The following is a 24,270-nucleotide window of genomic DNA, read 5'->3' as shown; positions in this document are numbered from 1 at the left end:
CCCGGGCACCCAGATCACGCTCCTCCCGGACAGCGTGAGGCTGCAGATGCAGGCCACCGGCGGGAGCGGGTCCTACACCTGGTCGGCGACCGGTCTGCCGTCCGGGCTGACCATCGGCACGACCGGCCTGATCACCGGCACGCCCCGCCCGATAGGAAGCTACAACGTCACGGTCACGGCCGTCGGCGGCGGCCAGGCAAGCACCACCTTCACCTGGCGCGTCCGACGCGAGGCGGCCTGCCCCACCTGCTGATCCTCTGCCCCCAACGGAAACTCTGTCGGAAAAGCGGCGCGTATTGTCTGCGATCACGGGTCAGTCCTCCTCTCCGATCCCGCTCGGTGCAGGTAGGAGAGGAGCAACCCGTGACACACGCCGCGAACACATCTGCCGTCCCGAGCGGCGCCCTCGCTGCGGGTCTGGCACGGCTCGGGCAGGACGACGGCCGGGCGGTCAACCTGGCCCTCATCGCGCTCGAGGGTAACCCCGACGGGCTGGCCCGGCCGCAGTGGGCGGCGGCCACGAAGGCCTGGATCGGCGCGTTCTTCGACCAGGCCGAGGCCAAGGCGTGTCCGGCGGAGCTTCCTGTCGAGGGCGCCCGCTGGCGCAACCCCGAAGTTATCTCAAGCTCTTCGAGCCTTGTCTTCCACGTCTATCACGAGCTGGTGATGCCCTGCGGGGTGCGTGGGGTACGTGGTTATCTGCCGCTCGTCCATCACGTGGATCGAGTGGAGAAGCGATGCATGTTCAGCGGGTTGCCGTCCCGGCGGCGCGGGTGGAGTCGTGGACGGTCCTCGGCGAGGCCGGCGTCCCGATCGAACCGATCGAGCGGTATCTGGCCTACCTGTCGGATATCGACCGGTCGCCGAATACAGTCAAGGCGTACGCGCACGATCTGAAGGACTACTTCACCTTCCTCGAGCACCGGGGCCTGGACTGGCGCGAGGTTCGGCTGGAGGACCTGGGCGAGTTCGTGGCGTGGCTGCGGTTGCCTGACGAAGGCCGGGCGGGCGCGGTGGCGGTGCTGCCGGTGGTCGAGCCGCATGTCGGCCCTTCGACGATCAACCGGAAGCTGTCGGCGCTGAGCGCTTTCTACGCCTACCACGCCCGGCATGGAGTTGATCTGGGCGAGCTGCTCACCACGTGGCAGACCGGCGGCCACCGCGGCGGCTGGAAGCCGTTTCTGCACCATGTCAGCAAGAACCAGCTGCAGCGGCGCCGCACGATCGGGGTGCAGGCTCCGAAGAAACTGCCGCGGGTTCTGACGGTGGCGGAGACCCAGGCGATCCTGGACGCCTGCGATCGGCTGCGTGACCGCTTCCTGTTCGCCCTCCTTTACGCTTTACGACAGCGGCGTCCGCATCGGCGAGGCCCTCGGCCTGCGTCATGAGGACATCGCCGCTGCGGAACGTGCCGTGAGCATCATCCCGCGCGTCAACGACAACCGGGCCCGCTCCAAGTCCAAGGAGCAGCGCACGATCCCGGTCAGTGGGGAGCTGATCCGGTTGTGGGGCGACTACCTGCACGACGAGTACGGCGACCTCGATAGCGACTACGTCTTCGTGAACCTGTTCTGCGAACCGCGAGGCCAGGCATGGTCGTATCCGGCGGTCTACGACCTGGTGCTGCGGCTGCGCCGCCGGAGCGGGATCGATTTCGACCCGCACTGGTATCGACACACGATGGCGACCCGGGCCCTGCGGGACGGCGTGCCGATCGAGGTCGTCTCCAAGCTGCTTGGCCACACCTCGGTGACCACGACTTCCGGGATCTACGGTCACCTGACTCCAGAAGACGCCCGCAAGGCCCTGGAGGCAGCCGGCTGGTTCACCGGAACCGAGGTCAGGCTATGACCGACGTCCAGCCTGAACCTCGAAAGGCAGGACAGCCGGGCCTGCTGGCCAAGCTCATGGCCGTGGTCCAGCCCGAGTTCCGTCCCGACGTGCTGATCCCCGATCTGCGCGATCCGATCTTCGGTGGCCCGCCCTGCATGGTCGTCGACTGCGACTATCCCGTCCTCACCATGGGGTTGTGCCGCCCGCACTACAACCGCTGGCACCACGACCGACCCGACCTGCGAGAGTACGCCGCGGCCGCGGGCCCGCCCTTCACCCGGCACACCGCGCTGGCCTGCACGGTCGCCGGCTGCCGCTATGGCCGCCGCGCGCAGGGGCTGTGCTCACAGCACCTCTACCTCTGGAACCAAGCCGGACGACCACAGCTCGTCGATTGGATAGCCGCGCAGCCACCCGTCGCCCCTAACCCGTTCCCGCGCATCTGCCTCGTCGCCGAGTGCGAGATCTGGGTGCACCAGCAGACTCCGTTGTGTCCCTCGCATGCTCAGGCCTGGCGCAAGGCCGGCCGCCCCGAGTTGGAAGATTTCGTCGCCCGTTATACCGATCCATTCCCTGACGAGATCTGCATCGACCTGCGCGCTCTCGGGCCGCAGCTACGGCTGGAGGTCCAGTACGCGCTGCAGTGCCGGCGCAATGAGCATCAGGGCAAGCTCCGGCCGTTCGAGGCCATGCGGACGATCCGGTTCCTCGTCACGAGCCAGGTCACCTCCCTGCTCGACCACGACGAGCATGGCTGGAGGCAGCGCATGAGGGTGCGCGGGATGCGGGACTCCAAAGCCAGTACCTTCCTGATCTTCGCCCGGTGGAAGGTCCAGGATCTGACCGAGGCGGGCGGCTGGGACGCCGAATATCCGCGCGACGTCTGGCGGTTGCGCCGCCTTGGGATCGAGGACAACGAGCGGGTGCTCCGCTTCGACGGCATCCCTCAGCCATGGCTGAGGGACTTGGCCAAACGGTGGGCGCGATGGCGCCTCAGCACCGGCCTCAACCGGGAGTCGGCCGCCCGCCCCACCCGAGCCATCGCTCGCTTCGCCACCTTCCTGGCCTCGGACAAGGTGGGGGTCACCCGGCTGGCCGACGTCGACCGGGCAGTGCTGGAGCGCTACCTGGCCGATCTGCATGCCGAGATGGGCGGCAGCCAACACCAGGGCAACCACATCGGCCTGCTCAACGCCTTCTTCACCGCGATCCGGCAACACCGTTGGGACGACGACCTCCCGACCACGGCGGTGTTCTTCACCGAGGACTACCCCAAACGCGCCGAACGCCTCCCGCGCGCCCTGGCCGAACAGATCATGACCCAGCTGGAAGACCCAGCCAACCTCGCCCGCTGGGACGACCCGGCCAAGTCACTGATCACTCTCGTGCTGATGCGCTGCGGGCTACGCCTGGCTGACGCGCTCGCGCTGCCCTGCGACTGCATCGTCCGTGACGCCGACGGCGCACCCTACCTGCGCTATTTCAACCACAAGATGAAACGCGAGGCCTTGGTCCCCATCGACGACGAGCTCTGCGACCTGATCGGCCGGCAGCGCGCGGAGGTCTGTGCGCGGTTCCCTGACACCACACCGGTGCTGTTCCCCAGGCACGCCAAGAACCCCGACGGCACCAAGACCATGGCCTGGACCACCTACCGGCGAGCCCTCAACCGTTGGCTGAACACCTGCGACTTCCGCGACGAGTACGGCCAGCCCGTCCACCTCACCCCGCACCAATGGCGCCACACCCTGGGAACCCGCCTGATCAACCGCGACGTCCCCCAGGAAGTCGTCCGCCGGATCCTCGACCACGACTCACATGCCATGACCGCCCACTACGCCCGCCTATCGGACACCACGATCCGCCGCCACTGGGAGAAGGCCCGCAAGGTCAACGCGAACGGCGAGACCGTCACCCTCGACCCCGATGGACCGGTGGCCGAGGCCGCCTGGGCTAAGCAACGCATCAGCCGCGCCACCCAGGCCCTGCCCAACGGCTACTGCTCACTGCCCCTGATCAAGACCCGCCCGCACGCCAACGCCTGCCTGACCTGCCCGATGTTCGTCACCACCGCTGAGTTCCTGCCACAGCACCGCGAGCAGCACCGGCAGACTCTCCAGATCATCTCCGTTGCAGAAGCCGCTGGTCGCAGCCGCCAGGTCGAGATGAACCGGCAGGTCGCCGACAACCTCGAAAAGATCATCACATCCCTGGAAACCGACCAGCAGCACCCCGAGGCCACTCCCGATGCGTCCTGACAACACCGCCCCGATCATCGCTGCCGCCCAGCGACGACACGAGCTGACCCGAGCCAAGGCCATCCGGGCCCTGCGTGAGCTCGACCAGGCAGGCACACCGATCACCTTCGAAACGGTCGCCCAGGCTGCGGAGGTTTCCCGGTCCTGGCTCTACCGGCAGCCCGACCTGCGCAAGGAGATCGAACGGCTCCGCGAGGCCACCCGCCGGACGCCATGGCCGGCCATCCCTGCCAGCCAGCGCACCTCGGATGCGTCCCTGCGCGCCCGGCTCGAAGAAGCCCTGCGGCAGAACCAGAAGCTGAAAGAGGACAACCGCCGACTCCGGCAGCAACTCGCCCACGCCCTCGGCGACAACCGCCAAGCCTCCGGCCCCGCCGTCACCACGACCCAATCAGCCAGGCAGAACGGCAATCTTCGGTAACGATCGGCCCGTGCTGACCAGCAGCCCACCGACGGCATCCACCACGTCAACGACACCGTCGCCCACGCAGCATCCCAGCTCACGATCATGATCAAAACGCGAGCTTGAGATAAGGTCAGAGGACCTACCGGCCGATTTGAGGACAACCGCGACGTGCGCTCCGCAGCGAGGGTACGCGTTCGTTCTGCTGGAGAACGGGAGACGCCAACACGATGACGGTGGCCTTGCGCCGATCGTGTAGCCACCCGGGGTATGCGCAGGTGCGTTGTTGGCAAAGGGCGAGGGCCTGACGGCTCGCCAGGCCCTCGCGTAAGTACAGCTCAGGCGGAAGGGTCGAAAACGCCTCGCTTTATGCCCTCACTGAAGGTGTCCCAGACGGGGCCACGGACCACCCATGGCTCCAGGTCGGGCCGCTCTGTGTCGCGGATCCCTACACGGCCCCCGCTGAGGAATGCCACTTCAAGGCAGTTCCCGCCGTTGTCACTCGACGCCGTGATCCAGGCGGCGTTGGCGAGTTCTTGTTTTAGCTCCAGCTCCACTTTTCCTCCAACCTCTTCTTGATTAGTTCGATCGAAACGCGTTGTGAATGCACCTCTGACCTGATTTGGTCCATTCGTCGTTTGAGGATGTCCACGTCTTCGCCGGCGTCTCGAATCTGTCCGTAGAGAGAACCTTCGATGTAAGCCGCGTCCGGCTCGTCCGGGATCTGTGCGAGAGCGAAAGCGCCGCCAATGCCGATGGCGCTCATAGCGCTGTACGGGAGGATCTGGATCATGATGTTAGGTCGTTCGGACATTTTGACCAGGTGTTCGAGTTGCTTGCGAGTGATGGCCTCACTCCCAATCGGACGATACAGGATAGATTCGTCCATAAATGCCCATAGTAGTACGGGGTTTTCGCGGGTGAGGATGGTCTGGCGCTCCATCCGCGCTGCCGCTTCTTCTTGAACCTGAGCGTGACTCTTGCCGGGCCTGGCCCCCAGGATGACCTCGGCATACTCGCGGGTCTGGAGCAGGCCGGTCACGATGACCGGTTCCCAGGTGTAGATCGCTTGGGCTGAGCGTTCTCTGAGCTTCCATGGGCCGAACCACTTGGGAGCAGTCTTGAGGGGCTCCTTCGGCAGCCATTTGACGAGTTCGCCGGGTTCCAGCCCGAACAGTTCCTCGGACGCTTGTGCGAGGTCCAGGTGAGGCCGACGTGTGCCGAGTTCGAATGCGCCAATGGTCGTGGGAGCGAAGCCGAGCCGGTCGCCAACCTGCGCTTGTGTCATCCCCTTCGTTTCACGGTGTTTGCGAAGTTCATACCCAAATCTTGCTGCTGGGCTGGCGTCCGGGTCCAGCTCTTTTGAGGGCATCTGATGGCTTCCTGCGACATGGCGGGGGGATATACACAGCACCACACACGCAATGGGGAGTGGTTTCGTGCGGTGAATTGTCAGGTCTCTTTTGCTGCCTAACGTAGCGTCTAGCTGGCACTCTGGCGAGTGATTCGAGGGACGCGCGACGTTTCAGCACACGAGCGCTAAAGATCTTTGTAGAGATGGCGAATACCAGCGCGTACGGCCAAAAGTAAGGCCGTACGCCCGACTTCCCGAGGTGATTATGCGAGCATCCGTGTCAAAGCACCCGTGCGCAGGCATCAAGGTGTGGATGGTCGGGGAGCTCGATGACCGAGCTCTGTTGCCGGGGCTGGCTCGTCGGGAGCTTCGGGTGTGGATGGGGGATCATCCGGCCCTGGGAGATCTTGAAGCGATCGCCTCGGAGCTGGTGACGAACGCCGCGTTGCACGGTGCTGGACCGTGGGTGCGGATGAGTCTGCGGCCGGCGGAAGAACGAGAGCGGCGTTATTGGCGGTTGACGGTCGTTGACCCGGGACTGTCGGCGACCGTCCCGATACCGCGCATGCCCGGGCTTGAAGAGACGACGGGCAGGGGCCTGTGGGTCGTGGATGCGCTGACGGGCGGCTGTTGGGAGACCAGCCTCACACAGGCGGGCGAGCGCATCGTGTCGGCTCTGCTGCCGCGCTGATTGCTGATCAGAGGGAGGGAACGAGCGGTGTCGGCCAGCGCGCAGGGAAGCCCGGCGGGATGTCTGGCGTGGGAGTTGGCGAAGGGGTTGCGGAGCCGTGGGATCGCCACGCAGGTCTTCGAATCCCATGGGGTCGCGCTGGTAGGGATCTGGTCGGTGGGGTTGACGGTGTGGTGTGAGTGGGGCCGCGATGCATGGCGTTTCCGCTGGTCCCTGAGCGAGGAAAGCGGTACGGGGAGATGGGATTACACCGTATGCCCGTGCTCGGCGATGGCAACGGCGGTGCGGCGGATCGAGGACCTGTACCAGGAGCGATACAGACGGATGTACGGTGCCGCCGCGCTGAGGGCGCATCACCAAGCGCAAGCCGGTGAGGATGGCCGGGGGTGAGCGGCTGCACGAGGGTGGTCCCGTACGTGACGGCGTATGAGGGTGAGGACGTGGCGTATCAGCTCGCTGTGGCCTCGCATGCTGAGGCGACTGATGGCGTTCGGCTGTCGTTCGTGGACGCTACGGCGCATGACTGGATGTTCGGCGTGCTGTGGCATCGGCATGGCTTGTGCCGCGCGGGTCGTCCGCTGTGGAAGCTGGTGAACACGTTGCGGCAGCGACGCTGCATGCTCCACCTGCTGTGTCAGGTGTGTGGACGGTCGGCCGTGGACGGCGATCGGATCTGGTGGCTGCTCCCGGAGCCTCCGGGCGTGACGGGTGGGGGCCGGCAGTTCACGCACGCGCCGCCAACCTGCCGATCCTGCATCCCGAGGGCACGTGTGTGGTGCCTGCGCCTCGGCCCGGAGTCGTACATCTACACGGTGCGCAGCAGTGAGCCGTACGGCGTGGTCGCGGATCTGTACCGGCCCGCCGCCGGGCGGAAGGTCGTCGTGGTTGAGCATGCGGTAGAGGTGCCGTTGGAGGCGTTTCGGGTGCTGGAGTACGCCCTGGCCACGCAACTGCTCGTCGGGCTGGATGGCCTACAGCGCACCGAATGGGACAACACTGGCGAGATGTTGCTAGCGGACGGGAGGCCAGCGGTAAGACCTCCGGATGGCTCTGCGGAGAGGGACGCCGATGTCTCGGGCGTGTTCGCCTGGCCGAACCCTCCGGACATCAGGCCGGGCGCCGATCTGGATGAGCCTTCTGCGTCCTCGACGCCTTTACCGATCGGCGAAGGTTTGCGGGCCGAGGGAAAGGTTATCGCCCCCGAACCCGGCTACATTCGAGCCTCAGATGTGGACGACTTCGACAGCGAGTTCGGTCGCCTCGTCTTCGACGAGGCCTTCGCGATCGGCCCACGGCCTGTGCGCGGCTTGAGCTGATGACGGCCTTGCGCAGGACGAACCGCGACGTTTGACGTTTGGGATGCTGGCGCCGCCGTAGCCGGCAGATGGTGTTCAGCGCTCCGATCACGCCTCTGGTTGTTGCCGATCGTGGCGTCGGTTGCCCCTTGATGTCGGTGAGTTGCTGTCGCCACGGAACTGGGACTGGGGCCGTCATCTGGGTTGATCAGTTGAAGAGACGATGGCATGCGATGTTGCGCAGCCGAGACTCACGTTTGTTGGGTGGGAACAATTCGTCGCACTTCATGGTGAACAGGGATGGGCTCCCGTCGGATCTGGAGGTGCCCGGCGAGGACGGGCGCAGGTCTCTCGGTGCGCGTTTGGCCTTGGGGCTCGGCCGGGGAGGGTGGCGGTCGGCTGCGGGACCGGTCAGCGGCTGTGGGCGGGCGAGTTCGTGGCGGCCGTGCGGCTCGTTGATGGGGGCACGGTTTCTGGCCGCGGTCATCTGCTTGGCACTGTTCCTGCCCTCGCCTCCTTCAGTCTTGCTGTGGGGCAGAGCCAGCGACGCCGGTGCGGGGGAGGGGACGCTCGACTTGTGCCGCGGCAGAGAAGACGTGGCGACATGATGGCTGCTGACGTCTCGCGAAGTGTCCATGGTTTGAGGTGAGGAGCCCTGCTGATTGCCGGGCTTGTTTGACCCAGCGCCGTTCAGGGCTACGACGGTAACTATGACAGCGGCGGCTCCGCCCGCCAGCAGCAGAGTCTTGGCACACACTCGTCGGCGTGGTCCATGCGATTGTTCGGCCTTGTCGGGCATTCCGGCTCCCCGATGCTCTTGATCGTTACGGTGCGTAGCGTACCTGCGGCGCTTGGAGCCTTCAGCGGGTTTGATCTTCACTTGCCGATTCATGGAGTTGGCATCCGTGCAGTTCGCAGGGTGGCTGTATCCCCTCTGTCGGCGGATGTCTGTCTGGTGCCTGTCGGGGCTGAGGCCGGGTTTTCCTAGGAGTGGCACTTCCGGCAGGGTTTCGCATCGCGCCGTTGTGAGGTTTCTCTGCTGGGATGTGTCGCTTCGGAAGAGGAGCGGTCTTGTCTCATGAGGCTTACCAGTCGGATACCAGACAGAGGAATATAGCTTACGGTAGCGTAACAACTACTTTAAGCAACCAAGCTGTCTGGAGCGTCGATGCGTCTGCCCCTGCTGATCCCCAGTGCCAGTCTGTGCGCCGGCCTCGTTCTCGCAGCCCTCCCGGCCTATGGTGCCGCCCGGCCGAACGGTGTCTTCCTCGCCGTCTCAGCACATGGAGGCAACACGATGAGGGCGGTCGGCGTGCAATGCCCAGGCGTGACGCGGGGGCACCCGTACGGTGAGGTGGCCTGCGCCGCGATCGATGCCGCTGGCGGCGACTTCGACCGTCTTCCTGGCGACTCGCGCCGCCGGTGCGGTAAGGAGTACGCCCCGGTTACGGCGACGATGGGCGGCTTTTGGCGGAACCGGACCATCGGCTGGCAGAAGACCTTTCGCAACGCCTGTGCGCTCTATGCCAAGACGGGCGCGGTCTTCCGCTTCTGACGAGGGTTCGCGGTCGCGGTCGGCGTGGGTGCTGGGCTGGGCTGCTGCTAGAGGTCCGCTCGGCAGGGAGTGGTCGAGGCGATTAGCCAGTCGAGGCTGGCAAGCGTGTGCCTGGCAGCCCTCCTCGGCGCAAGCCCCGTCCGGGCGTCCCTGATCGGCCAGACCGATGCGCCGGGTGCCGTCACTGCGGAGGTCGGGCCCATCGATGTGGTGCTGTTTGCGCATCGCGTCCGGTGCGCGAGGTGGTTGGCACGCCTTCAGCAGTGCGCGCCTGGCGGTGCTGTTGTACGGCTCCCGATCATGTCGGGGTCCGCAGGGATGAGTAGTGGCTCTTCTCGGCGGCATGGACCGCAACCGGGATGGAAGCATTGTCGGGAAGCTGCCGGACCCGGCTCCTGCGCTCCTGGTGGCCACGGACCGGCACAACGGCGATCTCCTCGATGAGCCGGTTCCTGACAGTCGACCCAGAAATGACGTGGCGTTATGCCCGGAACGCTCGAAGAGGCGTTCGCCCCCCTTTTTCGCGTGCAAGGCGCAATACCGGCCCGGCTGACGTGCCGCTTGCTACGGCGCGTTCGCCGGGTGTTCGTGCCACTGGCCTCGAGGCACGTCGCGGATCTTGGGCTTGAGCAGGGATGCCAGGGCGGTCGCCTGGGTTTGTGATGAGGCTCATCGGCGCCCTCTATATCGCGGCTGCCGGTCGTGTTCCCGAGTGCTGGAACCAGCCGTGAGCCCGGGGTGCGGCGCGGTGTCATGTCTTTGTGATCTTTATTCTCTTTCGGTGGCGTGGCACGAAGGGCGTGGTGGTAAATCGGCTGACGTAGTCAAACCCTCTGGAGGATCCTGGTGATTCAGGAATGTCTCCCACATAACTGGAAGTGCGAAGATTCCGGGCTTTTGGGTGGAATGACCGTCGCGGGCGCGTTGATGGTCGCTTTGCTGGGTGGTCCCAGCGTGGCTTTGGCGCGTGTGGAACCATATTGCCCCTCGCAGTGGGCCTCTAAGGAAGCGCACCAGGTCTTCGACATGGACAAACTGTGCGTGTTGGTCTACGAGGACCTGGCAGAGGGCCGAGGGCTGGAATTCGGAAAGCGGCTGGCAGATTCCCGTCGGGTGCCGGCGGGGACGGCGCCGTCCCCGAGGCCTCGGGGACGTTCGACGCCGGAGGGCCCGGTCTCCAGACAGAAGCCGTCCACGCCTGTGCCCGCCACGCCTGCGCCTGTGGCGAGCATGGACAGAGGGGAAGCTGGGCCGCGCAGGCAGCGGGAGGCGGTTTCGCGGCCGAATCGCCCGTCGACATCCGTCTCGCGCCGAGGCAACAACGCCCGGCGCATCGATCGCAGGCAACGTCAGGACAACGACTCACGTTCGCCCCGGCGTGATCCCCGGCGAAGTCCGACCACTACGCCGTCGCTCTCTCCGTCACCTCCAGTATCTGGGCCATCTTCGTCGCCACCGACAACTGGCAGTGCAAGCGATGCTCCGGGGCGCCGTTTCGGGGCTTCGTCTGACGTGAGGCCGCTTGGCGCTGCGCTGGGGTTTGGGCTGCTGGTCATGCTGCTGGGAGCCACACTGATCGCCCGAAGGCGCTTTCGGCCGGGCCTGGCGGTTGCGGGTTCTTCGGCCGGGCTTACTTCCGGGCGCTCTGACAGCAGGCGAGACGGCGACGTGGTGCCTGCTGCCTCCGCTGAGATGCCTGCGATCGATGCCGCCGCGGCGGGGTTCGTCGCCGGCGACCGCCGCACCATAGAAGCACAAGTGAATCCCGAGGAGAAGGCGAACGTCGATGCGCCTCGGTTGGGCGCCAACACCGAGACAGAGGCGGGCGAGGCGGGCGTCGCCGCCCCGGAGGGCATGGCGGTAACCTCCTCGGCTCCGGCGCTGATGGCGTCCGGGTTCGTGGCGGCGCCGGGCAAGGCGAAGGCCGAGGTGCTGGGGACGCCGCGGCTGTTGTACGGCGGGGCGGAGCTGTCTTTCGGCCGGGCCGAGGCGTCCGACCTGTTCGCCTTGCTGTCGACGTCTCCGGAAGGATTTTCGACGCAGAGCATCATCGACACCCTGTGGCCAGGCGATGCTGCCCGAGGTGGCCGCTTGTTGGAGTCGGCGGTTCGGCAGCTCAACCAGGTGATGCGGCAGGCGTCCGGTCTTGCGGTGGAGGTGAAGTTCGTGGTGAAGACGCGGCAGCGGCGGCATCTGGCGGCGGCCCATTTCGATGTGGACTATTGGCGGTTTGAGAAGGCCTTCATCGGCGCGGGCAGCGCGGGACAGGAGTCGGCTCGGCTGACCGCGTTGCAGGAAATGCTGGCCTTGTATCAGGGACCATTGCTGGCCGGGCGTGATGCGCTGTGGGTTGTCCCGCTGCGGCAGGCCGCTCAGCGGCGAGCGGTTGATGCCGCTGAGCGGTTGGCCGAGCTGGTGCGTGGGGGTGAGCCGGATCGGGCGTTGGATGTGTTGCGGCTGGCGGTGGAGCGCATCGACCCCCACAGCGAGATGTTGTGGTGCCAGCTGATGGCGATCCAGGGAGGGCTGGGCCGTCAGCTTGCCGTACGACGCTCGTTCGGGCTGTTGAAGGAGCGGCTAGCGGAGATCGACGCGGCGCCGAGTCCGCAGGCCCGGCAGATATATGAGCGATTTGTACGTTAGCTGTCAGTTGGCCGGTTGTGCCGGCGGCGAGCTGGCGATGCGAGGCCCTGGTCGCGTGACCGGGGCCTCATCCGTCTCCTCGACTGAGGGAGTGCTGGTCGCGCGGGGTGTAGGTGGCGAGCATGGCGGGGGTGAGCAGGTGGCCAGGCTGGGTGCCGTAGATACGGGCCAGGAGGCGCAGGGCGTGGACGGAGGGGCGCCGGCCTGCTTCGGGCCACGTTTCGTGCTCGTAGAGGCGGGATTCGCGTAGTCCTGCACCGGTGGTGTCGGCGAGTCGGTGGAAGGCGGCGACGGCTTGGGCGGCGGTGAGGCCGGCAGCGTGGCGGTAGAGGCGTAGTGGAGTGACGGGGTGGTCGAGGGCGAGGATGACGGCGATCTGGTCGAGGGTGAAGCCGTGCTGGCGCAGGTAGCGGCTGCGGCGGCGGCAGTCGAGCAGCGTCTGGTATCCGGTGCTGCACATGCGGTCAGGTCCCTTTCCGTTCACGCTATGGGCGGCGTGTTGGTGCCCCCGCACGGGGGGTTGGGGGACGGTAGACGGGCGCTGGCGAGAGGCTCAAGCCTCTGCGTGGGGTGATTACCGGGCACGGGACCGGACCTCGGGTGGCGGTTCGGGCGGCGTTGGTGCTGGTCGGGGCACGCCCGGGGGTGGGTTGCGGGTTGGGGATGTGATTCGGGCGGCGAGGTGGGCGATGGTGCTGGCCGCTCCCGGACGGGCCGGGGCGGGACCGGAAAGGGACGGCCAGCATGGACCGCCGCACGCAGCACACACTTTCGAGCGAGTCGAGTCGCCTGTTCGGACCGCGTACGCACCGGCAGCCGCGTGGGGAGGAGTTCCCGGATCTGGCGCCGGGACTGGTGATGTCGACCTTCCACTCTCGGCCGGTGTGGGGCGGGATGGCCTGGCGGCAGGCGTTCCCGGGGCGGGCGGATCAGTCTGCTCCGGCGCGTCGCCTGGTGGGCCGGTTGCTGGCCGACACCGGTCAGGGGGAGGACGCGGAGTGGGTGACGGCCGAGCTGGTCGCCAACGCGCTGCGGCACTCGCGTTCGGGGCAGGAGCGGGGGTTCTTCGTGGTGGAGGTGCTGCGCGGCGCGGACGTGGCCCGGATTGTCGTGTATGACCTGGGCGGGGGTTCGGTTCCGGACTTCTCTCGGACGCCGGGCTCGGTGCCGGTGCTGGCCGAGCATGGGCGGGGGCTGGCCGGGGTGGCTGAACTGGCGGTCCGGGTCGGGGTGGCGGGTGATGCGGTCACCGGGCATGCGGCGTGGGCGGAGCTGGCCTTGTCCGGCGAGACGGTTGCGGCGGTCGGCGCGTGCGATGCGGCCGGTGTTGTCGGCAGAGGGCAGGGGCCGGACCGTTCGCCCGAGCCGATGCCGATGTTCTCTGGGGAGATCGCAACCGGAGCGGGTCGTGTTGACGCCGGTGTCGGTGTCTCGCCGGTGGGCTGCGAAGGACACTCCGGTGTTCTGGGGGCGGGCCTGGTGGCTGGTGTGCCGGTGTCGACGAGCCGACCGGGCTCCCATGATGGAGAGGGGGCTGGTGGAGAGGGGGCGGTTGCTCTGGCCCCGGCCCTGCTGGGGGAAGGGATGGTGAGGCGGGGGACGGATCGGGGGTCGGCGTTCGGTCAGGAGTCGTGGGCGCGGCAGGCGCTGGCCGGGTTGCGCCGGGATTGGCCTGATTGGGCTTTCCTGGTGGTGCGGTATCGGTGGCTGGCGATGCGCGGTCCTCAGGTCGTGATCGGCGCGGCAGGTCCGGTGGAACTGCGTCAGGCCCTGCCGCCGATGGCGTTGACGTGCCTCCCGGCCAGGTCCGGATCGGCCATGTCCGTCCTGGGCGAGTGTCGTGGGGCGGAGCCTGGCCGCCCGTCGGTGTCGACCGCTCCCGGGCTGCCGGGGGCGGAGTCGTATGAGGGCCGGGCGAGGCCGGGCACGTCACCGTCGCGTGCGTCGGCGTCAAGGGTGGGCGTGGGTGCGGTGGGTGTGGGTGTCGGGGCGGGGCTGAGCGGCGCGCTGAGGGTGGGTGCGTCGCCGCCGGGGGTGGTGGCCGCTGAACGGTCGGGGACGGGCACGTGGGCGGTTGCTGCCGCCGTCGCTGATCCGGTGCGGGTGGCGTGGTGGCCGCATGGGTGGCCGGTGTGGCCGTGGCGCGGAAGCGGGGGCGGTTCGCGGTCAGGTGCGCGGGCACGGGATGGCGACCGCCGGGCTGGCGCAGGCGGGCTGCATGGTGGGGGTGGGTCTCGTCATCGCCGGGTTCGGTCGAAGCCCACCACAGTGGCCGCTGTCGGCGCTGCCTGAGGTCCGGGGCATCCCTGGCGTGATTCGGGCTTGACACCTGGGGTGCAGGTGGGTGTCGATACCGGTCCGGCCGTCCGGTGTGGGGGCGCTGGGCGGCCGGACCGGACGCGCCGGGCTGAGGCTGGGGCCGCCGTTGGCGGGGGGCGAGGCGAACCCTCGCCTGCGACGGGAGGCGGCTGTCGGGCCCGGCGGGGGTGTTGTCGCGTTCGCTGTTGTGGGTTCAGGCGGGGGGCGTTGTTCTGTGTTGTGTCCGGTGTCGCGTTTTGTTGTCGCGTCCGGTGTCGCCGCTGAGAGCGCGACACCCGGTGGTGCGTCTTTTGCTCAGGTCATGCGGGTTTCGGCTGTTGCGATGGCCGCCCCGAATCGTCTATAGACGACTCCTTTGAATATGTGTGCGGGCTGGTTGGCATGCTGCTGGCTTGCTCTTCTCGCCGTGGTTCCCCTGGTGCGTTGCTTGCCTGCTCATTGTGCTGATGTTCAAGCCCTTCGCTTGTTGCCGGCGCTTCGGCCGGCCCTGGTGAGGACTTGTCAGGGAGTGCCTCGGCGAGCAGGATCCCGCCGCCCGCCGCCCGCCGCCCGCCGCCCGCCGCCCGGTGCGGCGGGGGGTGTTGTGCGTGGGCATGGGCGGGGCCCCGGGTGCGGCTGTAGGCGGGTGCACGGGGCCCTTCGGTTGCCGAGGCCGGGTTACGCGGGGGCGGGTGTGTCGGCCGCGTGAGCGCCGTTCATGGTGTCCATGGCGGGTGCGGGCGGGTGGATGGCGAGGTGGGTGGCGATCATTGCGGCGATGTCGGCGGGTAGGGTGTCGGCCGGGGCGACGGGTTGCGGGCCGGGGTTGCCGGGGGCGGCGGAGTGGGTGCACAGGTAGGCCCACTCGATCGTGAGCGGGGGCGCGGGGGGCTGATCGGGTGTGGTGGGCAGGGGGATGGTCAGCTCGATGAGGTGGCCGTCAGGTGAGCGGTAGAGCTGATCGAACAGATGGGTTCGCCGTACGCCCTGAAACCTGCGGTTCAGTCCGTGTTCGGCGAGGGCGCGGGTGTAGGGCAGCGTCAGGGGCATGCACGCGGCGATGTCGGCGCGGTCGAGGTAGAGGTCGCCGAGGGTGTCGGTCAGGTGGGCGGCGATCACGTCGAAGTCGGGCTGTGCGCCCGGCGTGCATGCCTGGCAGGTGTGGGCGTCTTCGCCGGGGTCGCAAAAGCCTCCCAGGGTGAACATGTCCTCGTAGGTGCAGATTTCGAGGAGGCTGCCGTCATCGCCGCGTTCGGGGCGGGCGATGACGGGTTGAACGTTGCGGTCGTCCCACATGATCGTCCATCCGGGGCCGTGGTCGATGAGCGCGCGGGCGTGCCGGGGGCTGACCATACGGCGGGCGGTGGTGGTGTTGGCGTGTGTCATGCGGTGCCTTTCGATTTCCCCCGGCGTGTTATTCCGGTGCCGTGACCGGCGGGGTTTACCGCCTCATTCCATGGACGCTCGATCCAGCCATGTTTGTCAACCGCGATGCGCATTAACCCCGCAGTTTCTTTCGCGCGGTATTCGGGCATTCGGGCATCGTTTGCCGTCGTCCGGTGAAATAGGTGAAGAGCTGGACGCGCGTCTCATGTCAAGCCGATCTCATGGGCTTCTCGCGAGATGTTTCCGCAGATCAGTGGTTGGTTTGTTAGGTCAGCCTCTCCAGCCGTTGGGGTGACATAGAAAATGGCCCGGTCGACTTGCCGTCCGCGTTGCTTGCGAGGGATGGTCGTGACGCAAACGAAAAGCACCGGCCCGGACGGGGCCGGTAGGGCGACCGGAAAGGGCGTCACGAAATGGCTATTCAAACCCCGGAAATGACCGTCACCGAAACCGTTCCCGCTGACGCGGAAACCGCCGTCACCATTCCCGCCGCCGCCGCGCCTGTAACGGCCCCTGACGGCCCCGACGCCGCTACCCCGGACACCGACCCCGCCACGGACACGGACGCGCGTGTGACGGCGGTGTGGGCCGCGCTGAACGCCGAGCCGGGCGCATCAGCCACGGTGATCGGGGCGGCGGCCGGGCTGAACCGGATGGTCGCGGGCAAGATCCTCAACCAGTTCGAGACCGAGGGGCGCGCCCGCCGTGAGCCGGGAGTGAATGACGGTCAGACGCGGGGCCGCGCCGCTGACCGGTGGTTCCCCATCACCATCGACACCCCCGTGCCGACCGGTACCGCCGACGCGTCGGCCCCGGCCCCGGCCCCGGCCCCGGCTCCGGCTCCGGCTCCGACGGATGTCGCGCCTGCCGCGATCACCGCACCGGACACGGAAACCCCGGACACGGAGGCGGTACCCGCCTCGGACGATGAGGCGCTCCCGTCACCCATCGTTTCGGCCAGCCCTGCCCCGGCGCAGGAGCCGACCGACGAGGCGGACCTGGCTGAGGAGCCGGGCGGCCAGACGGACGGTCTGAGCATTGACGACACGGCCGGTCACGGTTCGGACCAGCCGGGCGGCGAACACGACGCGGTTCCCGACGCCGACATGTCCGAGCCGGTGTCCGAGCCGGTGGCCGATGATCCTGCATGGGCACGGGCACAGGCCGACCTGACGGAACTGATCGAGCTGTTCGGCGGAGTGATCTCGGCAAAGGATCAGGGGAACGCCGTGATGGCGTTGGGGTGCCTGGAAATGGCCATGACGAAGGTCGCCTCAGCGCACCGTAACGCGCGGGCGGTGCTGACCGGCACCACCACCACCGCCGCCCCGGCCCGTCCGACGGCGACCCGTCCGGGTGCCGCAAGCGGCGCGGGTGCGGGGGACGGGGTCCGGCCGAGCGCGTTGCGGGACATGGTGCACGCGCACCTGATCGAGTTCCCGGACAAGGACTTCACCCCGTATGAGATCGGGCGGGCGCTGGACCGTTCGTCCGGTGCGGTGGCCAACGCGTTGGACCGGCTGGTCAGCCTCGGGGATGCGGTGCTGTCCTGTGAGCGGCCCCGCCGCTTCGCTCTCGCCCCCACCGCCAACCCCGCCGACCACGGCGCGTCAGCCGACGCTGACGCCGAGGGCGGCGCGGGGGATGACAGCTACGACGGTTGAGCCGGGGCGCGCGGCGGGCCGCCCTGACCGGCCCGTCCACCCCGGAGCGGTAGGTAGCGGGCGGGACACCCCTACAGACCCGCCCGTGGCCCGGCCGCACCCCGCCGCACACACCCCGACCCGCCGTCATGTGCGGCACCCACCGCCACCCCGGCCCCCCGGGCCTGTCGCGCGGGCGGCAACACCGACCCTCTGAGCACCGGCACACCGGTCGAACCGGGCCGGGGCCGGACCCGGCAACGCCTATCCGTCATCGCTTCTGTTTCGCATGCCCGCACATCACCACCACGCATCAGCACCGCGCATCAGGACCGCACATCAGAAAGGGAACTGTCATGGCTCACGAGATCGAGGTCTTCGCCAACGGTTCGGCCGGGTTCGCCGCCGCCGGTAAGCCGGGCTGGCACGGGCTCGGTTACACCGCGCCCGGCCCGATGACCGCCGAGGACCTGCTGTCCAACGCCCAGCTCGCCGGGTGGAACGTGCGCAAGGTGCCGGTCGGCCAGGTCACCGACCCCGTCACCGGCCTGCCGGTCGTCACGGACGAGGACTTCCTGGTGGTGCGCACCAACCCCGTCACCGGAGCGCCCGAACGGCTCGGCCGCGTCGGCCGCGACTATCAGGTCCTGCAGAACGAGGACGTCACCGGCTTCCTGCAGACCCTGGTGGACGAATCGGGGGCGATCTTCGACACGGGCGGATCGCTGAACGGCGGACGCCGGGTGTTCGTCACGATGCGGCTGCCCGAACCGCTCATGGTCGGCGGGTTCGACCAGCTCGACCTCTACCTGGCGGCGTTTTCCCGGCATGACGGGTGGGGGTCGTTCGTCACCGTCGCCACCCCGGTCCGGGTCGTCTGTGCGAACACCGAACGGGCCGCGCTCGCCAACCACGCCTCGAAGTTCACCGTCCGGCATACCGGCAACGTGGCCGGGCGCATCGCCGAGGCGCGTGAGGCGCTGAAACTGACCTGGAAGCACGGCGAAGCGTTCGCCGCCGAGGCCGAGAAACTCCTCGCCATGCCGATGGATGTGAAGGAGTTCCGGCAGTTCGCCAACCGGCTCCACCCCCTCCCGGCCGACGCCAAGGAACTCGCGAAGCGTAATCACGACCTGACCATGCGGGATCTGGAGTACCTGTTCGCGCAGGCCCCGACGCAGGAGCCGATCCGCAACACGCGCTGGGCCGCCTACAACGCGGTGACCGAGCGGCTGGACCACAAGAGCCCCGTGTTCGGCAGCCGCGACGTGGCCACCGTGCGCGCCGAGCGGGCCCTGCTGGACGACCACGACAACGCCAAGCTCAAGGCCCGCGCGTTCCGGCTCCTGGCCACCGCCTAACCCACAGCGCCCACAGCGCCGGTGTCCGGTACCGCCCCCGCACGGGGGCCGTACCGGACCCCACACCGGCCAACCCCCGACCGGCCACACCGGCCGCCCGCCCCGGATCCCCGGGGTGCGCGGCGGGCCGGGCCGGGGCCCACCCAAAGCCTCAACCAGGGCCGATACCCACCCGCGTACGTCATCCACCGCTACCACGAAGGAGATCGTCATGGGCCGACTCGAAGACCAGGCCATCCGCCACGCCAACACCGCCCGCTGGGAACTCAGCGAGGCCCTCAACCGCATCGCCTGCCTCGATGAGCAGGGCACGTTGCACGACAAGGACCTGGCCCGGATCGCCTACGCCTACCAGCGGATGTCGTGGTGGCAGCAGGTCACCGACCTCACCCACGGCCGCGAAGACACCGTTGACGGCGCGACCGCCGTGCTGACCGTCCGGCAACGGGCCCAGGAGCTGCTGCTCAACGCCCGCCCGATGTCCAACGGCGGCCTGTTCGCCCTGGCGATGACCGAGTCCCGCCGGGGCGGCGCGCGGGCCTTCCTGGACGCGACCGAGAAACTCGCCGAGGCGCTCGCCCTCCCCGCCGATCACGACACCCGTCCGGCCGACCCCGGCACCCCGGCCACCGTGACCGAGCGGGTCTCGGCCCTGGAACGTCGCCCATGACGGCGTGTACGGGGTTGCGTCCCACCGGCCCGTACACCGGCCGCCCCTCATCCGCCTCACCCGCCTGCGCCTCAGCTCAGGCCGCGTGACGTCCCGGGCCGTCAGCCGTGCGGCCACCCCATGACCCTCACCCCTCACCGGTCCCTGCCACCCAACGAAAGGACACCACCCGATGGATCACCGCTACCAGCCCGGCCCCCTGCCCCCGCCCGGCGAACCGAGCAGCACCCCTCCCACCCGGGACGGCACCACATCCCAGGATGAGACGGCGCGGCTCTCGTGTGAGCAGCTGACCTCCGAGAAGATCACCGCCGCCCGGCACGCCTTCTACACGGCGGCAGCCAAGGCGATCTTCGCCTTGCAGAACGGGCAACGGCTGTCCGGCGAGCAACTGTTCGTCACCGCCCACGCCCAGGCGGCGCGCGCCTGGTGGGATCTGGTGGACGAGGAGATCACCGGCAAGAGGCTGACCTGCGATCACGCCCTACGGCGAATGCGCTCCTGGGCCCGCCACTACCTCACCGGCGAGCCTCCAGCCGCCCGGCCGGGGACGCTGTTCGACCACGCCCTGGCCCACGCCGCGCGCATCGCCGCGCGTGACTTCCTCACCGACAGCGGCCACCTCCTCACCCAGCACCTCCTCGACCAGGCAGCCACAGCCACCCCGACCACGGCCGCACCGGTGGATCACGACCACCCCGACCGATCACCCCAGCCCTCGCCCGCCTCGACAGTGGCGGGGCCATGACCGGCCAGCCGACCATGCCAGCGCATCCCGGCGCTGGCGACATCCCCCAAGGAAGGACACCCCTGTCATGAACAACCCTCAGCGGCATCCCGCCACCGGCGCACCACCCGTAAAAGTCCCGGCCTCACTACAGGCGATCACCGAGCAGGCCCAGCAAACCTGGCAGCAGCACCTCGACGACATCGTCCGGCGACTCGGCCGGGGCGAACGGCTGACCGCCGAGCAGATCTACGACACCCTGCACGCGCAGACCCTCTGCATCTGGTGGCGGCTGATGGCCCGGCACCTCGAGCACGCCGACGGCGGAGGCTTGCGCCCTGCCCAGGCCATCGCCAGGTTCGTCTCCTGGATCACCCCCTACCTCGATAACCCCACCCCACCAGAGCCCAGCCAGGTGGGAACGCGCGGGCAGGACGGCGAGCTGGAGCTCGCCCTGGCCCACCTCGACCACAGCCTCGCCCTCATCCGACAAGGCGCCGCCCGCACCTTTCTCGCACAAGCCGAGACACTCGAGCCGGCCTCCCTGGCGGAGCAGTCTCCGAGCGCCTCTACCGGGCAGGAGGCCACGGCATGACCTTCCCCCACCCCACCGGCACCGGCGAACCCACGTCCGCCATGCCACAGCCACCGGCCGCCCGCCGGTCCGGATCGGACCGAGCGGACAGCACGGGTGTGGAAATCTTCCAGATGCTCGGCTGGCGCTGGGACATCACCCAGGCCAAGAGAATCACTCAGGACCGGGCCCCGGATGGGCGGATCCAAACCCGGTGGTGGGCGGGCATGATTCAGCTGGTCGCCATCGACGCCGAGCACGCGGCCCAGGTAGATCTGTCCGAGCCGCTGATCATGGCCACGGTCCCGAACGGCGGCATGCTGATCATCGACGGCTGGCACCGCCTGTGCAGGGCCCTGGCCCTCGGGGTCGAGGAGCTGTTCGCCGTGGTCCTCACCGAAGAGGAGGAGCTCGCCTGCCGGATCTTCGACCGCGACGAGGACGACGACGAGGAAGAAACAGAGGGCGAGGGAGATACGACGGACGAGGACGTGTTCGGTAGCGCCTGATCCGGTGGCGTAGGGGGTGTGCCCCGTCCAGCACAGGCTAATTGCGCTGGCCGGGGCACACCTCCTCCGTCACCGGGTGTCATGACGTTAGCGGCTTAGCGGTGGCTCATACACATAGGTGCCCGCCTTGATCTGCGCGATGATCTTCTTCACGTCTTTTGCCGGGCCCAACGGCGGGCTGGTTTTAGGGGTCGATCCGCGCGGGCTGAGGTGGGGGGCGGGCTTGTTTGCCTCCGACTTGGACTCGATCCTTCTGGTGAGGGGTCCGCCGCCGTCGGGGGCACCTGCTGGGCGGGGGTAGAGGGTGTGCCCGATAAGCCGGAGCACGGATTCGATGGGGAGCAGGTAGTCGATGAGGCTGGTCTCGTCATCGTCGGACAAGGTGGGGTCGCAGGGCCGGTTGCGGTTGTGCAGGTCGACCTGCCTGGCCTTGGCGAGGTGGTCGTAGAGGCGCCCTTCCAGCCATCCGGCTTCGCTGCTGTTGAGGGTTTCGTCGTCGTTGGATTCGTAGCGGATGAGCAGGGCCCGGTACCAGTGGGCGCGGTCTTTGAGCTGTTGCAGGACGCGGTGGCGCAGGCCGGGGGTGGTGGCTTTGCCGACGTAGGCTCCCCATCGGCCGTCGGTGTTGGGCCGGTCGAGCAGGAGGTAGGCGCCGGGCACGTTCCAGCCTTTTTCGAGGCGGTTGGCGTGATCGCGGTCGAGCAGGAGCATGCCGGCGACCTTGTGCTTGGCGCGGATCTTCATCGGGTTGTTGAGGTCGTAGGAGAGGCTGACGATGAGCTGGGACGGGGCGAAGCGCATGGCGCACACGGGGGGTGTCTCCCTTGCCTGGTACCACTGAAGGCTTCTCGGAAAGTATCGGTCACATTGCTCTGTGCGACCACGAGTTTGGGGAGAAACGTGCAGCTCACCCGCCGGATGCTGGTACGGCCCCGAGCTGGGGGGCCATCCCGCTGGGCCGCCATGGCCGTGATCCGGGGGCTGTGGCCCGTCCACGGCCGTGAAGGCCGTAGGGCGGCCGGTAGGGGCGGTGCCGTCCGGTGCCGTGCGTGCGCGGCGAGGGTTGTTGCTGTGGCCTACGGTCAGCGTGGGTCGGGCTGGCCGGTGGCGGCATGGGCGGCTGGGCGGGTAAAACCGATCAGGTCCTCGCGCTGGTAGGGGTCGATTTTGACGACGGTTCGGCGGTTGGGGGCGTGGATCATCTGCCCGTTGCCGATGACCAGGCCGACGTGTCCGGGGCCGTCGGCTTGCCTGTTGAAGAAGGCGAGGTCACCGGGCTGTTCTCGTCCAGATGGGATGGGTGGGCCGTGGCGCCATTGGTCGGCGGCGACGCGGGGGATCGAGATTCCGGCGGCTTGGTAGGCGCGCATGGTCAGCCCGGAGCAGTCGAAAGCAGCAGGTCCTTCGGCGCCCCATAGGTACGGTTTGCCCAGTTGGGCGTGCGCGTACGCGAGCACGGCGGCGATCTGCTCGCCTGCGATGAGCGGGACGCAGGCGCCGGTGAGGGTGTCAACAAGGCGTTGGGCGAGCGGCTCCCACGGTGCGTAGGCGTCGGGGCGGCCGGAGCGCTGGACGGCTTGCGCTGCCCGGGTGAGCGGGAGCTGTTCCCAGCGCCGCACCTTGACCAGGCGCTGGTAGAAGGTGCTGGTGGCGTGGCGGGGGTCGAGGATCTGCTCGGGTGTTCCCCAACCTTGCGAGGGGCGTTGCTGGAACAGGCCTAGCGAGTCGAGGTGGCCGTAGTGCACGTTGCGTAGCCGGGATTCTTGCAGGGCGGTGGCGATCGCGATGACGGCTGCTCGTGCGGGCAGGCCGCGCTCGGTGGCGAGTTGGACGATGAGCGCGGCGTGGGTCTGCTGCTCGCTGTCCAACGTCACGGCGGTGGAGGCGACGCCGGTGAAGGCGGGGGCCGCGACCGGGCCGCCCCCCGTACTGCTCGTTGTGTGGGGTGTGATCGCGCAGGCGAGGCCGCCGGGTGTTCCGGAGGTGGTCAGGAGGCTGGTGGCGGCTGCGACGAAGGCCGAGACGAGGAGCAGCAGGAGGGCGGCGCCGGCCGCGGCGGCCTTCACCTGCTCTCCTCTTTCTCGGGGAACAGGCTGTCGAGGTAGTCGTCGTAGGAGTCGGCGGCGGTGCTGGCGGGCTGTTCCAGGTTGCGGCCGAGAGTGAGGTGGGGCCAGGCGGTGAGGAGTTCGGCCAGCCGCATGCGCGCCTGATCTGCCTGGCTGGGGAGGGGGAGCCAGCAGGGCCCGGCGGGGCCGTCGTCGAGGTCGGTGTGGACGGCGGTGGCGATGGGCAGTTCGCTGGTGATGATGAGGGTGCGGAGGTTGGTTTCGCGGGTTCGGCTGGGCAGCCAGAACAGCAGCGGGGTGGTGATCTGGGTGGTGTCGGCGAGGTCGGTGTAGGTGGCGAGTTTGTCGGTGACCTTGGTCAGGGTCATGCTGCCGGTGTCGTGTTCGAGGAAGAAGTCGATCTGGCGGCCGTTTTCGTGCCAGCAGCCGTAGGCGTCGGGGCGGGCCAGATCGCCCCAGATTTTGGCGCACTGCTTTTCCGACAGCCAGGCGCGCAGCTGAGCGTTGGGGGTGTGGCGGGCCCGGTGGTGCAGGTGGACGAAGAAGTCGTTGACGCCGAGTTGGTGGCCGCTCTTGTTGGAGACGGAGATCGACATGGCCAGGTCGGGGTGGTAGCCGAGGTCTTTGACGGTGGTGTGGCTGCGCAGGGCGAGGAGTTCGGCTCCGGCGCGGCCGAGGACCCAGTGGCAGGGGGCGGAGCCGCCGTAGGGGGTCCAGGGCCGGTAGCGGGTGATGGTGTGGAGCTGGCGCAGGATGGCCAGGCGGCGGCGGGTGGGCTGCGGCTTGGTGAAGAACAGTCGCTGCAGCTGGTGGGTGGTCAGCACCCGGTGGTGCAGGAGGTGCTCCAGGACCTCATAGTCGCGGGGGGTGAGCCGGGCGGCGGCCTGGGCCATGGCATCGGCGTCGAAGCGAGGCAGGCCGAGCGGTATACGAGTGACGGGCATAGCGAATCTCCTGAAGGCAAAGAGTGCTGGATGTATGCGTGGCCGGTGGATCGGTTGGCG

Annotated in this window: 23 protein-coding genes; 15 read left to right on the top strand and 8 right to left on the bottom strand. The window is 68.3% G+C overall.

Going from position 1 to position 24,270, the window contains the following annotated elements; translation table 11 throughout:
• The 5 genes from ABEA43_RS60195 to ABEA43_RS60175 form a co-directional block, all read left to right on the top strand.
• A partial coding sequence (locus ABEA43_RS60195) for an Ig domain-containing protein (RefSeq protein ID WP_345577242.1) occupies window positions 1–253 on the top strand: 253 nt, incomplete at its 5' end.
• A gap of 484 nt (window positions 254–737) precedes the next feature.
• Window positions 738–1,388: a site-specific integrase gene (locus tag ABEA43_RS60190; protein ID WP_345577239.1), complete on the top strand. Its 651-nt coding sequence runs from the start codon at window positions 738–740 to the stop codon at window positions 1,386–1,388.
• Window positions 1,309–1,851, top strand: a complete 543-nt coding sequence (locus ABEA43_RS60185) for a tyrosine-type recombinase/integrase (protein ID WP_345577236.1) — start codon at window positions 1,309–1,311, stop codon at window positions 1,849–1,851. Before ABEA43_RS60190 ends, ABEA43_RS60185 begins: the two co-directional genes overlap by 80 nt.
• Window positions 1,848–4,091 carry a tyrosine-type recombinase/integrase gene (locus ABEA43_RS60180; protein ID WP_345577233.1) on the top strand — a complete coding sequence of 748 codons (2,244 nt, stop codon included), beginning with the start codon at window positions 1,848–1,850 and terminating at the stop codon, window positions 4,089–4,091. The genes ABEA43_RS60185 and ABEA43_RS60180 overlap by 4 nt, the downstream gene beginning before the upstream one ends.
• On the top strand, window positions 4,081–4,512 hold the full coding sequence (locus ABEA43_RS60175; RefSeq protein WP_345577230.1) for a DUF6262 family protein: 432 nt from the start codon (window positions 4,081–4,083) through the stop codon (window positions 4,510–4,512). Before ABEA43_RS60180 ends, ABEA43_RS60175 begins: the two co-directional genes overlap by 11 nt.
• Window positions 4,513–4,832: 320 nt before the next feature.
• On the opposite strand, the gene ABEA43_RS60170 is transcribed toward ABEA43_RS60175, so the two are convergent.
• A complete protein-coding gene (locus tag ABEA43_RS60170; protein ID WP_345577227.1) occupies window positions 4,833–5,051 on the bottom strand; it encodes a DUF397 domain-containing protein in 219 nt (72 codons plus the stop codon).
• Window positions 5,036–5,866, bottom strand: a complete 831-nt coding sequence (locus tag ABEA43_RS60165; protein WP_345577224.1) for a helix-turn-helix domain-containing protein — start codon at window positions 5,864–5,866, stop codon at window positions 5,036–5,038. Before ABEA43_RS60165 ends, ABEA43_RS60170 begins: the two co-directional genes overlap by 16 nt.
• A gap of 295 nt (window positions 5,867–6,161) precedes the next feature.
• Between ABEA43_RS60165 and ABEA43_RS60160 the strand changes: the two genes are divergently transcribed.
• The 4 genes from ABEA43_RS60160 (at window position 6,162) to ABEA43_RS60145 (ending at window position 12,032) form a co-directional block, all read left to right on the top strand.
• On the top strand, window positions 6,162–6,539 hold the full coding sequence (locus tag ABEA43_RS60160) for a hypothetical protein (protein ID WP_345577221.1): 378 nt from the start codon (window positions 6,162–6,164) through the stop codon (window positions 6,537–6,539).
• Window positions 6,540–6,979: 440 nt separating this feature from the next.
• On the top strand, window positions 6,980–7,855 hold the full coding sequence (locus ABEA43_RS60155; protein WP_345577218.1) for a hypothetical protein: 876 nt from the start codon (window positions 6,980–6,982) through the stop codon (window positions 7,853–7,855).
• A gap of 1,147 nt (window positions 7,856–9,002) precedes the next feature.
• Complete coding sequence (locus ABEA43_RS60150) at window positions 9,003–9,389, top strand: SSI family serine proteinase inhibitor (protein ID WP_345577215.1); 387 nt, start codon at window positions 9,003–9,005, stop codon at window positions 9,387–9,389.
• Window positions 9,390–10,943: 1,554 nt separating this feature from the next.
• Window positions 10,944–12,032: an AfsR/SARP family transcriptional regulator gene (locus tag ABEA43_RS60145; protein ID WP_345577213.1), complete on the top strand. Its 1,089-nt coding sequence runs from the start codon at window positions 10,944–10,946 to the stop codon at window positions 12,030–12,032.
• A gap of 67 nt (window positions 12,033–12,099) precedes the next feature.
• Here the strand turns inward: ABEA43_RS60145 and ABEA43_RS60140 are convergent, their stop codons facing one another.
• From ABEA43_RS60140 to ABEA43_RS60130, 3 genes are all read right to left on the bottom strand, one after another.
• Complete coding sequence (locus ABEA43_RS60140) at window positions 12,100–12,492, bottom strand: hypothetical protein (protein WP_345577210.1); 393 nt, start codon at window positions 12,490–12,492, stop codon at window positions 12,100–12,102.
• Between the two features lie 1,303 nt (window positions 12,493–13,795).
• A complete protein-coding gene (locus ABEA43_RS60135; protein ID WP_345577207.1) occupies window positions 13,796–14,098 on the bottom strand; it encodes a hypothetical protein in 303 nt (100 codons plus the stop codon).
• A 910-nt stretch (window positions 14,099–15,008) separates the two neighbouring features.
• Window positions 15,009–15,716 carry a hypothetical protein gene (locus tag ABEA43_RS60130; RefSeq protein ID WP_345577204.1) on the bottom strand — a complete coding sequence of 236 codons (708 nt, stop codon included), beginning with the start codon at window positions 15,714–15,716 and terminating at the stop codon, window positions 15,009–15,011.
• Between the two features lie 434 nt (window positions 15,717–16,150).
• Here ABEA43_RS60130 and ABEA43_RS60125 point away from each other — a divergent pair, with 434 nt between their 5' ends.
• The 6 genes from ABEA43_RS60125 to ABEA43_RS60100 all read left to right on the top strand — a co-directional run bounded on the left by ABEA43_RS60125 (window position 16,151) and on the right by ABEA43_RS60100 (window position 21,200).
• Window positions 16,151–17,380 (top strand): hypothetical protein, encoded by a 1,230-nt coding sequence (locus ABEA43_RS60125; RefSeq protein WP_345577201.1) that lies wholly within the window; start codon window positions 16,151–16,153, stop codon window positions 17,378–17,380.
• Between the two features lie 335 nt (window positions 17,381–17,715).
• Window positions 17,716–18,720: a DUF932 domain-containing protein gene (locus ABEA43_RS60120; protein WP_345577198.1), complete on the top strand. Its 1,005-nt coding sequence runs from the start codon at window positions 17,716–17,718 to the stop codon at window positions 18,718–18,720.
• A gap of 211 nt (window positions 18,721–18,931) precedes the next feature.
• Complete coding sequence (locus ABEA43_RS60115) at window positions 18,932–19,390, top strand: hypothetical protein (protein ID WP_345577195.1); 459 nt, start codon at window positions 18,932–18,934, stop codon at window positions 19,388–19,390.
• A 172-nt stretch (window positions 19,391–19,562) separates the two neighbouring features.
• Window positions 19,563–20,138 carry a hypothetical protein gene (locus ABEA43_RS60110; protein WP_345577192.1) on the top strand — a complete coding sequence of 192 codons (576 nt, stop codon included), beginning with the start codon at window positions 19,563–19,565 and terminating at the stop codon, window positions 20,136–20,138.
• Between the two features lie 67 nt (window positions 20,139–20,205).
• Entirely contained in the window at window positions 20,206–20,712 is a 507-nt protein-coding gene (locus ABEA43_RS60105) for a hypothetical protein (protein ID WP_345577189.1), read from the top strand.
• Entirely contained in the window at window positions 20,709–21,200 is a 492-nt protein-coding gene (locus tag ABEA43_RS60100) for a hypothetical protein (protein ID WP_345577186.1), read from the top strand. The genes ABEA43_RS60105 and ABEA43_RS60100 overlap by 4 nt, the downstream gene beginning before the upstream one ends.
• A gap of 87 nt (window positions 21,201–21,287) precedes the next feature.
• Here the strand turns inward: ABEA43_RS60100 and ABEA43_RS60095 are convergent, their stop codons facing one another.
• The 3 genes from ABEA43_RS60095 to ABEA43_RS60085 all read right to left on the bottom strand — a co-directional run bounded on the left by ABEA43_RS60095 (window position 21,288) and on the right by ABEA43_RS60085 (window position 24,210).
• On the bottom strand, window positions 21,288–22,001 hold the full coding sequence (locus ABEA43_RS60095; protein ID WP_345577183.1) for a GIY-YIG nuclease family protein: 714 nt from the start codon (window positions 21,999–22,001) through the stop codon (window positions 21,288–21,290).
• Window positions 22,002–22,282: 281 nt separating this feature from the next.
• Window positions 22,283–23,266, bottom strand: coding sequence for a C40 family peptidase (locus tag ABEA43_RS60090; protein ID WP_345577180.1), 984 nt, complete (start codon window positions 23,264–23,266; stop codon window positions 22,283–22,285).
• On the bottom strand, window positions 23,263–24,210 hold the full coding sequence (locus tag ABEA43_RS60085) for a replication-relaxation family protein (RefSeq protein ID WP_345577177.1): 948 nt from the start codon (window positions 24,208–24,210) through the stop codon (window positions 23,263–23,265). The genes ABEA43_RS60090 and ABEA43_RS60085 overlap by 4 nt, the downstream gene beginning before the upstream one ends.
• Window positions 24,211–24,270: the final 60 nt, after the last annotated feature.

The organism is Nonomuraea rosea (assembly GCF_039539705.1).
GTDB classification, from domain to species: domain Bacteria; phylum Actinomycetota; class Actinomycetes; order Streptosporangiales; family Streptosporangiaceae; genus Nonomuraea; species Nonomuraea rosea.
This window is presented reverse-complemented; position numbering and strand designations above follow the sequence as displayed.

Bases quoted from the DNA above. Each gene is read 5' to 3' on its own strand.
- ABEA43_RS60190 (WP_345577239.1), top strand. From the start codon at position 738: ATGCATGTTCAGCGGGTTGCCGTCCCGGCGGCGCGGGTGGAGTCGTGG.
- ABEA43_RS60180 (WP_345577233.1), top strand. From the start codon at position 1,848: ATGACCGACGTCCAGCCTGAACCTCGAAAGGCAGGACAGCCGGGCCTG.
- ABEA43_RS60175 (WP_345577230.1), top strand. From the start codon at position 4,081: ATGCGTCCTGACAACACCGCCCCGATCATCGCTGCCGCCCAGCGACGA.
- ABEA43_RS60165 (WP_345577224.1), bottom strand. From the start codon at position 5,866: ATGCCCTCAAAAGAGCTGGACCCGGACGCCAGCCCAGCAGCAAGATTT.
- ABEA43_RS60160 (WP_345577221.1), top strand. From the start codon at position 6,162: ATGGTCGGGGAGCTCGATGACCGAGCTCTGTTGCCGGGGCTGGCTCGT.
- ABEA43_RS60150 (WP_345577215.1), top strand. From the start codon at position 9,003: ATGCGTCTGCCCCTGCTGATCCCCAGTGCCAGTCTGTGCGCCGGCCTC.
- ABEA43_RS60145 (WP_345577213.1), top strand. From the start codon at position 10,944: ATGCTGCTGGGAGCCACACTGATCGCCCGAAGGCGCTTTCGGCCGGGC.
- ABEA43_RS60140 (WP_345577210.1), bottom strand. From the start codon at position 12,492: ATGTGCAGCACCGGATACCAGACGCTGCTCGACTGCCGCCGCCGCAGC.
- ABEA43_RS60130 (WP_345577204.1), bottom strand. From the start codon at position 15,716: ATGACACACGCCAACACCACCACCGCCCGCCGTATGGTCAGCCCCCGG.
- ABEA43_RS60125 (WP_345577201.1), top strand. From the start codon at position 16,151: ATGACCGTCACCGAAACCGTTCCCGCTGACGCGGAAACCGCCGTCACC.
- ABEA43_RS60120 (WP_345577198.1), top strand. From the start codon at position 17,716: ATGGCTCACGAGATCGAGGTCTTCGCCAACGGTTCGGCCGGGTTCGCC.
- ABEA43_RS60115 (WP_345577195.1), top strand. From the start codon at position 18,932: ATGGGCCGACTCGAAGACCAGGCCATCCGCCACGCCAACACCGCCCGC.
- ABEA43_RS60110 (WP_345577192.1), top strand. From the start codon at position 19,563: ATGGATCACCGCTACCAGCCCGGCCCCCTGCCCCCGCCCGGCGAACCG.
- ABEA43_RS60105 (WP_345577189.1), top strand. From the start codon at position 20,206: ATGAACAACCCTCAGCGGCATCCCGCCACCGGCGCACCACCCGTAAAA.
- ABEA43_RS60100 (WP_345577186.1), top strand. From the start codon at position 20,709: ATGACCTTCCCCCACCCCACCGGCACCGGCGAACCCACGTCCGCCATG.
- ABEA43_RS60095 (WP_345577183.1), bottom strand. From the start codon at position 22,001: ATGCGCTTCGCCCCGTCCCAGCTCATCGTCAGCCTCTCCTACGACCTC.
- ABEA43_RS60085 (WP_345577177.1), bottom strand. From the start codon at position 24,210: ATGCCCGTCACTCGTATACCGCTCGGCCTGCCTCGCTTCGACGCCGAT.